Source organism: Pseudomonadota bacterium (genome assembly GCA_039196715.1).
GTDB lineage: Bacteria > Pseudomonadota > Gammaproteobacteria > CALCKW01 > CALCKW01 > CALCKW01.
The window spans coordinates 37,564-49,805 of sequence record JBCCUP010000020.1; the positions used below are offsets into that span (position 1 = coordinate 37,564).

Annotated in this window: 8 protein-coding genes; all 8 read right to left on the reverse strand. The window is 67.2% G+C overall.

What is annotated here, in order from left to right:
• Positions 1-135: 135 nt before the first annotated feature.
• The gene (locus AAGA11_09340) at positions 136-642 is read right to left on the reverse strand and encodes a protein tyrosine phosphatase family protein (protein ID MEM9603054.1); all 507 of its coding nucleotides are present in this window, start codon (positions 640-642) and stop codon (positions 136-138) included.
• A 14-nt stretch (positions 643-656) separates the two neighbouring features.
• Complete coding sequence (locus AAGA11_09345) at positions 657-3,977, reverse strand: transglutaminase family protein (GenBank protein MEM9603055.1); 3,321 nt, start codon at positions 3,975-3,977, stop codon at positions 657-659.
• The gene (locus AAGA11_09350; GenBank protein ID MEM9603056.1) at positions 3,974-4,924 is read right to left on the reverse strand and encodes an alpha-E domain-containing protein; all 951 of its coding nucleotides are present in this window, start codon (positions 4,922-4,924) and stop codon (positions 3,974-3,976) included. Before AAGA11_09350 ends, AAGA11_09345 begins: the two co-directional genes overlap by 4 nt.
• A 36-nt stretch (positions 4,925-4,960) precedes the next feature.
• Entirely contained in the window at positions 4,961-6,379 is a 1,419-nt protein-coding gene (locus AAGA11_09355) for a circularly permuted type 2 ATP-grasp protein (GenBank protein ID MEM9603057.1), read from the reverse strand.
• A 61-nt stretch (positions 6,380-6,440) separates the two neighbouring features.
• A complete protein-coding gene (locus tag AAGA11_09360; protein ID MEM9603058.1) occupies positions 6,441-7,334 on the reverse strand; it encodes a transglutaminase family protein in 894 nt (297 codons plus the stop codon).
• A complete protein-coding gene (locus AAGA11_09365; protein MEM9603059.1) occupies positions 7,331-9,913 on the reverse strand; it encodes a circularly permuted type 2 ATP-grasp protein in 2,583 nt (860 codons plus the stop codon). The genes AAGA11_09360 and AAGA11_09365 overlap by 4 nt, the downstream gene beginning before the upstream one ends.
• A gap of 88 nt (positions 9,914-10,001) precedes the next feature.
• Positions 10,002-10,919, reverse strand: a complete 918-nt coding sequence (locus AAGA11_09370) for a DMT family transporter (protein MEM9603060.1) — start codon at positions 10,917-10,919, stop codon at positions 10,002-10,004.
• Between the two features lie 78 nt (positions 10,920-10,997).
• Entirely contained in the window at positions 10,998-12,236 is a 1,239-nt protein-coding gene (locus AAGA11_09375) for a Tm-1-like ATP-binding domain-containing protein (protein ID MEM9603061.1), read from the reverse strand.
• Positions 12,237-12,242: the final 6 nt, after the last annotated feature.

Consider the following 12,242-nt stretch of genomic DNA (forward strand, 5'->3'; position numbering starts at 1 on the left):
CCTGCTGCACCGTCGCCTGTCCCGCGATTCAGGTTGCCGGGCCGACGGGCGCGACTGCGGCCTGTTGCGGGCCTGCGCCTGACGGGCATTGATACGCAGCGAGCTGACGTGAGGTTCGTCGCGCGCAACGCGGGTTCAGTACTCGTAACCCTTGAACCGGTTGGGGGTGTCGAGCGCGCTGTCGTCGCCGATGAAGCGGGCCCAGACACCACCCGGGCGCCAGATACCGTCCATGCGCGCGAAGGCGGTGTCCACCGTTTCACCGATGGTGTCGCCCCGGCACTCCCGGGCGTGTCGGTAGAAGAACGCCGAGACCCGTGCGTTGTAGAGGCAATGGACGTGAATGCGCTCGCCGTCCAACCGCGCGAGTGTGTCGCAGAAGGCGTCGAAATCGGCGTCGCGCGGGTCTTGGAAGTCGACCGGCAGGTAGACGTAGGTCATCCCCAGCGCTGCCACACTGCCGGCCTCGTCCTCGAGCGCGCCGTCGTTGTCGTGCGGGCCGAGGTTGACGACGTGGCTGACACCGCCCGCCGCGAGGTCGGCCAGTTGGCTTTCGGTCGGTTGGCCGGAGGTGGAGATCTGCGCCGAGACGCGGCGCCAGTTCAACACCTCGGTGAGCTCGCGCGGGCTGTCGTGGGTCACGGCCGAGCCTGCTCTCAGATCGACCGCACCCGCCGCAGGTCGGCGGTGCAGGGGTAGTCGGTGTTTTGCCGGATCACCCGGCTGCGGTGTGCGCGGCTCGGCTCGGTGCTCTGGAAGCGGGAACCGGCGTCGGCGCGCGCATGCTGGAACGCCGGGGCCGGGGTGTGCATATCGGCGTCGAAACGGGTCAATCGCCGCGTTTCGGCCACGTTCGCGTTGACCGGCTTGTCCTCGAAGTTTCGCCCGCCCGGGTCGCTCACGTGGTAGGCGCAGCCGCCGAGGCTGCGGTCGTTCCAGGTGTCGATCAGGTCGAATACCAGCGGCACATCCACCGGCAGGTCCGGGTGCAGGCAGAATGGCGGCTGCCAGGCCCGGTAGCGCACACCCACGACGTATTCGCCAGGTGTGCCGGTGTTGACCAGTGGCAGCTCGTAGCCGTTGCAGGTGACGATGTGGCGCGACGCGGTCAGGCCGCTGACGCGCAACTGCAGGCGTTCGACCGAGGAGTCGACGTAGCGTGACATGCCGCTGGCGGTCGCCTCCTCGCCGAGCACGTGCCAGGGCTCGATGGCCGCGCGCAGCTGCAGCTGCACATCGCCGATTGCGCGCTCGCCGTAGACCGGAAAGCGAAATTCGAAAAAGGCGTCGAGCCAGCTCGCGTCGAAGGCGTAGCCGTGGGTGTTGAGGTCGGCAACGACGTCTTCGAGGTCCCGCCAGAGGTAGTGCGGCAGCATGAACCTGTCGTGCAACTCCGTCCCCCAGCGCACCAGCTCACCGGTGTAGGGCGCATTCCAGAAGCGGCTGATCAGGCAGCGGATCAGCAGCGCCTGTACCACGCTCATTCGCGCGTGCGGTGGCATCTCGAAGGCACGCAGCTCGACGATGCCCAGGCGACCCGTCGGCCCGCTGGGCGCGTACAGTTTGTCGATGCAGATTTCAGCGCGGTGGGTGTTGCCGGTCAGGTCCACCAGCATGTTGCGCAACAGCCGGTCGACCAGCCACGGCGTGTCGCTCTCGCCCCGCGGAAGGCGGGCGAGCGCCATCTCAAGCTCGTACAGCGTCTCGCTGCGTGCTTCGTCCGCGCGCGGTGCCTGGCTGGTCGGACCGACGAACAGGCCCGAGAACAGGTACGACAGGCTCGGGTGGTGCTGCCAGTAGCGGATCACGCTGCCGAGCAGGTCCGGTCGACGCAGGAACGGACTGTCTGCTGGGGTCAGGCCACCGAGGGTCACGTGGTTGCCACCGCCTGTGCCGGTGTGTCGGCCGTCGACGTTGAACTTTTCGGCAGCGAGTTTGCAGTGCGCAGCGGCGTCGTACAGCGTCTCGGTACGCGCGACCAGCTCGTCAAACGACACCGAGGGGTGGATGTTGACTTCGATCACACCGGGGTCGGGCGTGATGCGAAAGGACGTCAAACGGGCGTCGTGTGGCGGCTCATAGCCTTCGATCACGCACGGCGTGCCGGTGCGCGCGACCGCGTGTTCCAGCGCGCACATGAGGTCCAGCCAGTGCGCGGCGGACGTGACCGGTGGCAGGAACACGTACAGCGTGTCGTCGCGCACTTCGGCAACCAGCGTGGTGCGGATCACACCGCCGGCCTCGGTTGTGCCGCCCTCATCAGCGGCGTCGTGGCGCTGTGCGAGCGTGTTGTAGCCGGGCAGTGCGTCGCCCCAGTAGATCGGGTCCTCGGGCACCTGGCGGGCCTCGCGGTCGACGGCGGTGTCGGGCGGCAGCGAGTCGAGCGGTAGCCGCATGCCGGCGGGCGAGTCACCCGGAATCAGGAAGACTTCGTCACGGCGCAACGGCCAGCGTTGGCTCACCCAGCGCTGGCCGGTGTGCTCGAGCGGGAGGATCCAGCCAACCGGCGCGTCGAGGCCCCGATCGATCTGCCGCACCGTCTCGGCGCGCGCGTCCGGGTCCGAGAGCGTGAGATCGCGCAGTGCGGTCTCGACCGGTAACAGGGACTCGAGGTGCACGTGGTGCAGCGGGTCTTCATACACCGCCCGCGCACAACCGGCATCGAGCCCGAGCTGCGTGCACAAGCCTTTCACCACCTGCTCGGCATCCGCAGGGGTGGCCCCGCCCTGCCCCGGGCGTGCGAGCCGCGTCGGGTCGCGCCAGATCGGTTCGCCGTCGCGACGCCAGTGGCAGATCATGGCCCAGCGCGGCGTCGGTTCGCCCGGGTACCACTTGCCTTGGGCGAAGGCCGTGACACCCGCCGGTGCGAACGCCGTGCGCAGGCGCGCCATCAGTGCCGCAGCGCGCTCGGTTTTGTGTTCGCCGAGTGCCGCTTCGTTCCACTCGGGGCTCTCGAGGTTCTCCGTGGAGACGAAGGTCGGCTCGCCGCCCATGCTCAGGCGCACGTCGTCCTCCGAGAGCTGGCGGTCGACCCGCTCGCCGAGTGCGAGCACGTCGGCCCAGACGGCGTCGGTGTAGGGCTTGGTCACGCGCGGGCGTTCGTCAAAACGGGACACCCGGTTGTGAAAATAAAAGTCGTCTGCCGCGGCGCTCGCGGCGCCCGAGATCGGTGCTGCACTCGACGGTTGCGGGGTGCACGCCAGCGGGATGTGCCCTTCCCCGGCGAAGAGGCCCGAGGTCGGGTCCAGGCCCACCCAACCGGCGCCCGGCAGGTAGGCTTCGACCCAGGCGTGCAGGTCGGTGAAGTCCGCTGCTGCACCCACCGGGCCGTCGATCGCCTTGATGTCCGGGGTGAGCTGCACCAGGTAGCCTGATACGAAGCGCGCGGCAATGCCGTAGTGCCGCAGGATCTCGACCAGCAGCCAACTGCTGTCGCGGCAGGACCCACTCGCCTTGCGCAGGGTGTCCTCGGAGGACTGTACGCCGGGCTCCATGCGCACGTTGTACGTGATGTCGCGTTGGACGGCCTGATTGATTTCGACCAGCGCGTCGATCACCTTGCGGCGGTCCGGGCGATTCGCTTTCAACCAGGCGTGCAATCTGGGCCCGGCAGGCTCGACATCGCGGTACGGCGCGACCTCGTCCAGCGTGCTCGCGTCGTAGTCGAAGGGGAACTGCTCGGCGCTGTCCTCGACAAAGAAATCGAAGGGGTTGATCACGTCGAGACGGGCAACGAGGTCGACCGTGACCGTCAACTCACGGCAGGGTTCCGGGAACACCAGCCGTGCGAGGTAGTTCCCGAACGGGTCCTGCTGCCAGTTGATGAAATGCGCCGCGGGCGTCACGTTGAGGCTGTAGCTCAGGATCGGTGTGCGGCAATGCGCGGCGGGCTTCAGCCGGATGATGTGGGGACCGAGCGTAACGGGTTTGTCGTAGCGGTAGGTCGTGGTGTGGTCGAGCGCGACCTTGATGCTCATGCGGTCTCCGGAACCGGCGGAAAGTAGGCTCGCGTGATCGCGTCGCCGATGTCGAGCAGATCACTCTGGACCGCGTCGAGAAAGCGGTGCCGTGCTAGGGCGTCGGCTGCCAGGGCGTCGGTGTCGACAGCGTCGATGCGCGCGTGCAGCGACGCCACGAGCGCGCGCGCGTCGTCGTGGTTGGGAAAGTGCTCGAGACAGCGGTCGAGCCGAACCAGACAAAACAGGCAGGCCGCCGGCAATTGCGCGTCCTTGAGCAGGAAGTCGAGGCAGCCGGTCGCGTTGACCGGTTGCCGCACGTGCCGGCGGTACATCTGCATGGCCGACACCGAGCGCAGCGCGGCCATCCAGTCGCGGTGGTCGTTCGAGGCAAAGTCGGTGTCACCGTCCGGTGTGGTCACACTCTTTGGCACATCGAGCACCCGGGTGGTCATGTCGGCGCGCTCGAGGTAGCAGGCCATGCGGGTGAAGCGGTAGGCCTGATCGTGACGCAGGCTGCCGTGGATAGCCCCCGAGATTTCGAGCACCTGCCGTTCGATCGCCTCGAGGACCTGGCGGCGGTTGGCCAGCGTTACGCCCTGCTCGCAGGCGCTGCGCACGTAGCGCACCAGGGTGCTGATACGCTGGTAGAGCTGTTTCGGAAACACGTCGCGCGCACTGCGCAGGTTGTTGCGGATGGCAATCGACGCGTTGATGATCGAGCCCGGGTTACGCTCGTCGGCGACCAGAAAGGTGGTGACATCCTGGGCACTGGCCTCGGCGTAGTGCTTGAGGTAGAGCGCGTCGAGGCCAGTGATCGAGATCAGCGGCATCCAGCCGTCGTGCGACTGCACGTCGGGCAGGTCCATCAGCGAGCGGCTGTAGACGTTGATCAGCCGCGCGGAGTTTTCGATTCGCTCGAGGTAGCGACTCAGCCAGTAGACGTTCTCTGCAACGCGGGACAGCATGGGCTCAGACTCGTGCCGAGGTGGGTTCGGGTCGCGTCACGACGGCGCACCCTCGACGCCGTCCTCGACGATCCAGGTGTCCTTGCTGCCGCCGCCCTGCGAGGAGTTCACCACCAGGGACCCGGGCACCAGGGCGACGCGGGTCAAGCCGCCGGTGGTGACGGTGATGTCATCGCCCTGCAAGACGAAAGGCCGGAGGTCGACGTGGCGCGCGGCCAGGCTCAAGGGGTCCTCGCCGCCCCCGCACAGGGTCGGCGAGGTCGAGATCGACAGAGTCGGCTGGGCGATGTAATTGCGCGGGTTGGCGCGGATGTTGTCGGCCATCGCCGCCTGCTGCTCGGCGGTGCTGTGCGGGCCGATCAGCATGCCGTAGCCACCGGATTCGTTGGCGGGCTTGACCACCAGCGCGTCGAGGTTGTCCAGCACATGCGCCAAGCTGTCCGGGTCGCTGCACCGGTAGGTCGGGACGTTGGCGAGCGTCGGTGTCTCGTTCAGGTAATAACGGATGATGTCCGGCACGTAGGAGTACACGACCTTGTCGTCGGCGACGCCGGCACCCGGCGCGTTGGCGATCGCCACGTTGCCGGCGCGCCAGGCGTCCATGAGGCCGGCCACGCCGAGCTTCGAATCGGGGTTGAAGCAGCTCGGGTCGAGGAAGGCGTCGTCGACGCGGCGGTAGAGCACGTCGACCTTGATCAGGCCGTTGACGTCGCGCATGTAGACGGTGTCGTCCTGCACCACGAGGTCGCGGCCCTCGACCAGTTCCGCGCCGATCTCCTGGGCGAGAAACGCGTGTTCAAAATAGGCCGAGTTGAACACCCCGGGGGTCAGCACGCAGAGCGTCGGGTTGGGCACCGGGCTGAGCGAGGCCAGCATGCGCCGCAGGTTGCTGGTGTAGTTGTCGACCGGGCGCACCCGACAACGGCTGAACAACTCCGGCACCGTGCGTTTCATGATCTCGCGGTTCTCGATCATGTAGGACACGCCCGACGGCACGCGCAGGTTGTCTTCGAGCACGTAGACCGTGCCGTCCTTGTCGCGCACCAGATCGCTGCCGCAGATGTGCGCCCACACGCTGTGCGGCGGGGTCAGCCCGAGGCATTCAGGTCGAAAATTGGTAGACGTTTCAATCAGGTCGCGCGGCACCACGCCGTCGTTGAAAATTGCCTGTTCGTTGTAGACGTCATGGATGAAGCAATTGAGCGCACGGATGCGCTGTTTCAGTCCGGCTTCGACCGCGCGCCATTCTCGGTCACTGATGATGCGCGGGATGATGTCGAAGGGCCACTCACGGTCGATGTTGCCCTTGTCGGAGTACACCGTGAAGGTGATACCCATCTGCTGGATGGCAAGTTCTGCGGCGTCACGACGTTGGATCAGTGCGTCGTCGTCGAGGTCGTCGAGCCAGCTGGCGACGTCGGTGGCGAAGTCGCGCGCTGACCCATTTTGGTGCATCAGCTCGTCGTGACAGGGACTGGTGTAATCACGCCATCGACTGCTGTGCATCAGGGGTCCCTTATTCCGAAACGAGCCTCGGTTGCCCAATACGGTTGACGTCCACTTCGACGGTCAGTGTATGCGCACCGCCACCATAGACTACTCCCTTGACCGGAACAACATCGCTGTAGTCGCGTCCCCAACCCACCGTGACGTACTGCGAATCGGGGCGTTTGTTGTTGGTTGGATCGAAGTCGAACCAACCGGATTCGGTCGAAAACACCGAGAACCACGCGTGCGACGCGTCGGCGCCCTGCAGTTTCTCAACGCCGGGGGGCGGCAGGGTTTCGAGGTAGCCACTGACGTAGCGCGCCGGCACACCCTGGGTCCGCAGCACGGCGATGGCGAGGTGGGCAAAATCCTGGCACACCCCCTTGCGTGCGGCGACCACGGTCGAGAGCGGAGTCAACACGGTCGAGAAGCCCGATGTGTACTGGAAGGTGCCGTAGATGTGCTGCATCAGGCGTTCGGCATACGCCAAGACCGGTTCGTCGCCGATGGGCAACTCCTCGACAATCGGTGCCGCGCTTGCGTCTTTCGGAATCGACGGAGACGGCAACAGGCAGTCGCGTGCCATCAGCGCATCGGGGTCGCGGCGCGACTGCAGCGTGGCGCCGTTGGCTGCGGCGGTCGATGATTGCGGCAGCGGGTCAAGCGCGTCGGCCGTTTCGATCAGCGAGTCGACAACGATGTCACATGCCGTGTGCGCCGTGTGCAGGTCGAACAGCGCGACCGTGTTGCCGAACTGGTCGACCCGGCTGTCAATGCGGTTAGGCCGTGGGCTCACCACAAGGTCGGTTTGCAGGCACCGTTGCTGCGGGGTGTCGCGCGGCAGCAGGCACACCTGGTTGATCGACTGGCTCGCCGACGCCGTGTAGTTGTAGAGGGTCCGGTGCCGAACGGTCAGTTTCATCGGGCGTCGTCGCGCTGCGGTGGCAGCGCCGAGCGTGCCATGTTGCCGATCGGGAGCCGGTTCAAGCCGAACGAACGGCTGGCCTCGGTGTGGCTGAAGTAGACGCCGTTGATCGCGTCCGCCATCGACTCGGTGAGGTCCTGCACGCCCTTGAGGAACTTCTGCAGGCTCTGCCAGTTGTCACGGTCGTCGCTCAGCAACCGGTTCGGGTCGGCCAGCCGCACCTGGCTGACCGCGGCGATGGCGAGCTTGCCGAGTGCGTCGTGGCCGGCCACGGCGCGCCGCTCGGGCAGCCGCTCGATCACGTCGTGCGCGGCGGCGAGCTGGTAGGCGAGTGAGCGCGGGTTGATCTCGTCGAGCAACAGCAATTGCACGACGCGCCGCAGATCGAGGTCGCTGCGGTAACGGCTGCGGTAGGTCATCACGCTGTCGAACAGGCGCAACAGGTTTTCCATCAGCCGCGCGTTGTAGCGGTCGGACGAGAGCGCGGCGGCCACGGTAACGGCGATCTGGTTGGCGCGTTCGATTCGGCGACCGAGCTGGGTGAACAACCAGTCGTCGCTGTGGGTGATGTTCTCGTGGCCGAGTCCAGTGCTTGCGGCGGTCAACAGCAGCAACTCGTCGAGCACGTGCAAGGTGTTGCCCAGGTGCTCGTCGTGTGAGCTGAAATCCGCCGGCAAGGCCAGCGTGTCGAGCAGGCCCTGGGTGTCGCGCAGGCGGTTGAACACGCGCACCTGCTCGCCCGACAACCGGTCGTTCAATGCGGTTGCGCTGCTGTGCAGCTGTTGCAAGGCGTTGGCGAGCGTGCCGACCCGCGTCGCGTCTTGCAGCAGCGAAAGCAGCTCACGGTCCGGTTGTGCCATGCGGCGCTTTGCGCCACGGCCGAGAAAGCCCGGCGCGGTGCCGGTCGCCGCGGTGGTGGCGCGCAACAGACCTTGCATCCCGGGTGTCGACAGGCTGATGTCGCGCGGCCGGTCGTCGTCGAGCAAGGCGTTGAGCGTCGTGCGCACCAGACGCAGCACGCTGTCGAGGCGCTCGCTGTAGCGGCCGAGCCAGAACACGTTCTCCGCCAGGCGGCTGGGCAGGTCGCCCGTCTCGGCGCGCACCGGCTCGCTGTCGCGCGGCTGCAACAGGGTGTCTTCGTCGATGAAATCGGCCGCCAGCACCCAGGTGTCCTTGCAGGCCACATCCGGCGCGGTGCCGGTCTCGACCGTCGGGCTGTCGTGCAGCAGGCACCACCCCCCCGGCAGGCTCTCGTAGCCGCCTGCGTCGTCTGCGATGTGAAAGGTTCGCAGCGTCAGCGCGCGCGACACCATCTCTGTGCCGAGCAGGCTGGGTGCGAACGACGCAGCCAGCGGCGCCTGGGCGACGTACTCGGCAGGGTTGTTCTCAAGCACCGCGACGCGGGCGCGCCAGGCGGCCTCATCCAGCGCGCGTGGCGAAAACACATCTTCGGGTGCATTGATCGACCAGAAATCGAATCCGCTGGCGTCGTTCAGCGCGGTCGCGCGCTGCGCGGCGTCGCCGAGCCAAAGCGTGCGCGGCGCGGCGACTGCCAGCGTCTCGCCGAGCAGGGCTTCACACAGTGCCGGCAGGATCGACTCGAGCGCGGTGTTGTCGAGCACGCCGGCGCCGAGTGGGTTGATGACCGTGACGCCGCCGCGGCGCGCGGCGTCGACCAGACCCGGCACGCCGCCGCCGACCACCTTGCCCTCGACCAGCGGGTCGACGGTGTCGTCGTCCATGAAGCGCAGCACTGTCCTGACCGGTTGCAGCCCGGTGATGGTCTTGAGGAACACGAGGCCGTCGCGCACGGTGAGGTCGGCCGGCTCGACCATCGCGTAGCCGAGGTACTTCGACAACCACGCGTATTCGAAGTAGTCCGGGTGCGTCGATGCGTGGCACAACATCACGCACTGGGCGTTGCTGCTCACCTGAGCCGCCACGGTCTGCTGCAGGCGCCTGAAAAACGCAGCCACCCGCCGCACGCGGTAGGACTTGAAGGCACTGGGCAACACACGCGAGAGCACCATGCGGTTCTCCAGCGTGTAGCCGAGGCCGGTTGGGTACTGGCTGCGCTCGCGCAACGCCAGCCAGTCGCCGGTCACGCTGCGGCGAAGGTCGCAACTGAACAGCGGCAACGGCAGCATCGCCGGCGTGGAAGCCTCCGACGAGACGAGATCGCGCAGGTAACCCCGGTGTGCATAGAGCATCTCGGCTGGCAGCACCCCCTCCGACACCAGCCGCTGTGCACCGTAGATGTCCCGGAACAGCGCGGCCTTGAGCCGCGCACGCTGCTGCACCCCGTGCACGAGCGCGTTCCACGCGGCCTCGTCGAACACCATCGGTATCGTGTCCAGCGCACGACCGCTCGGGTTGCCCCCGGCCGCCGGGTCGTAGGCGAGCCCGTTGGCGCGGAACTGGCGGTCGATCTCGCGCTGGCGGCTGGCGAGCTGGTCGGGCGAATACGCCGTGATGTGCGACAGTAACGCGGTCCACTCCCGGCGGACACCGCCGTCGGTGTGCCGGGTCTCGTCGTAGTGGGCTGGAGGCGCTGTCTGTGGTGCTGCGCCGGTCATGGCTGGAGGCTCATAAAAAGTGGGGGGCTTCGGGGATTAGCGTAGCAAGATCGCCGTGCTGACAGGACCCGGCTGCACCGGGATCCGCTCAGCCGTGCTGGCCGGGCGCGGTTCGCAGTGTGGCGAGGCCCGCTAATACGATCAAGGCACAGCCGACGGCCATCACCGGGTCAATTCGCTCGCCGAACACCACCACACCGAGTGCGAGGCCGAACAACAGGCGGCTGTAGCGAAACGGCGTGACCGCCGAGACGTCGCCTGTGCGCATCGCCCGCATCAGGCTGCTGTAAGCGGCAACCCCGACGGCGACTGCAAGGGCGAGCAGCCCCACAGACCCGATCGATGGCCAGACGACAGGCTCCTGCGCCCAAAACCCGTAGAGGCCGCCTGCGACCGCGAGTGCCAGGAAACCGTACAGCCCGAGGATCGCCGTGCCGAGCGACGCCGGGGCGGCGCGGCTTGCGAGGTCGCGCCCGGCGAAGCCGATCATCCCGACAACCGCCAGCAACGAGAGTGCGCTGAAATCCCCGCTCCCGGGTCGCACGATGCAGAGCACGCCGAGCAGACCGACACCGATGGCGCACCAACGCACCAAACCGACCCGTTCGCCGAGCAACACCGCCGCGCCGAACACCACCACCACCGGAGTCGCCTGCAGGATCGCGGTGGCGGACGACAGGGGTGTCAGCGCGATCGCCAGGCTGTAGAACAAGCGGCCCGCGATTTCGAAGCCCGCACGCACCTGCATCACCCCGGTGAAGGCGGCCGGTGGGCACAATGCCAGGCCCTGTCGACGCGCGATCACCGCGAAGACGGCGGCACCGCCGAGCCCGAAGAGCAGCAACACCTGCGCGAGAGGCAGCGCGGTGGCAACCGCTTTGATCACCGCGTCCTCGAGCGCGAACAGGGCCATTGCGGCCAGCATCCAGAGCATGCCGAGGCGGTTCTGCCCGGGGCGTTTCTGCCCGAGGCGGTTCGGTTGTCGTGTGCGGTCGGTCGCTGACACAGTGGGTCTCGGTGAGTTGCGCCACGGTATGCCGCACGGGGCTCGGTGGCGACTGGCGCGTGGGCGGCAGCTGTGCCGTCAGACCGTGGTCTTGACGGTGCCGTCGGCCACCCAGACGTCGAACAGTGCAAGCGCGGCGTCGGCGAAAGCGTCGTCGTTGATGTGGCAATCGAGTTCGGTGAACCCGATCGGCGCCGTCATGACCGTCCGCATCTCGTCGCAGAACGCGGCAAAGGCCTCGGGGTCATGCGCCTCTCCGCCGGGACGGTCCCATTCCTCGATGCCGCCGTTGGGCAGGATCACATGCGCGGGCGCGGCGGATACCGAGAGTCGCTTGGCAAGCTCGCGCGCAGTCTCACGCCGCTCGTCGGCGTTCAGGCCACTGGATTTGATCAAGCGGTTGTGGGCATGAAACGGCCTGTCGCGGTAGCGCTCGGGGATGTTTTGCCAACCGGCAAAGTCGATCAGGTCCAGGCAGCCCGGTGCGACGAGTTGCGGGATACCGGCACGTCCGGCGTTCAGCATGCGCTCGGTGCCGGCATTGACCACCGAGCCCGCCAGCAGGTTGCCGATTTCGGGCAGGGCGAAGTCCATCACGCAGGCAAAACCGCCCTGTTTGGCGATGCTCTCGTAGGCCATGCCGCCCATACCGGTCGCGTGGAAGATCGCGACCTCGAAGCCGCGCTGCTCCAGCGCGGGTTTGAGACGCTTCATGTAGCGAAGGCAGGAGGACCCGAGCGAGGTCATGCCCACGGTCGGGCGGTCCCCGACCGGGGGTTCCACCGCCCGTGCGGCACCGAGCACCGCACCGGCGGCCTGCGACAGCGAGGCCTTGCACACCGAGTTCAGCCCGTACAGACCGCCGGCCCAGAGGATCATCTGCACGTCTGCCGACAGGCGTTCCGGTGGAATCAGCGGTGAGAAGGACACGGTCGACACCACGTATTTCGGCACACCGAGGGGCAAGGCGTTGCAGATGTCGAGCGCGGCGTCGGTGCCCATGGTACCGCCGAGCACCACCACGCCGTCGCAGCGCCCGGCCGCCTGGTGGTCGCGCGCGAGGGTGCTCGCACCACGCGCCATGATTTGCATCGCGGTGTTCTCGTCGCCGCTGTCGATCGCGGCCCGAATCGAGCTGCCCGCGGCCTCGGCCACAGCGTGCTTCGAGATGTCCGTGGGGGTGGCGGGGTCGCCAAGCACGGAGATGTCCATGGTCATCACACCGCCGCCCAGTGCGCGGATGCGCTCGGCCATGTAGTCAAGTTCGTCGTTCTTGGTGTCGTAGGTGCCGACGATCAGGATGGTTTTGTCTGCCACGGGGTG

Excerpts from the sequence above, each read along its gene's own strand:
- AAGA11_09345 (MEM9603055.1), bottom strand. The coding sequence starts at position 3,977 with ATGAGCATCAAGGTCGCGCTCGACCACACCACGACCTACCGCTACGAC.
- AAGA11_09350 (MEM9603056.1), bottom strand. The coding sequence starts at position 4,924 with ATGCTGTCCCGCGTTGCAGAGAACGTCTACTGGCTGAGTCGCTACCTC.
- AAGA11_09355 (MEM9603057.1), bottom strand. The coding sequence starts at position 6,379 with ATGCACCAAAATGGGTCAGCGCGCGACTTCGCCACCGACGTCGCCAGC.
- AAGA11_09360 (MEM9603058.1), bottom strand. The coding sequence starts at position 7,334 with ATGAAACTGACCGTTCGGCACCGGACCCTCTACAACTACACGGCGTCG.
- AAGA11_09365 (MEM9603059.1), bottom strand. The coding sequence starts at position 9,913 with ATGACCGGCGCAGCACCACAGACAGCGCCTCCAGCCCACTACGACGAG.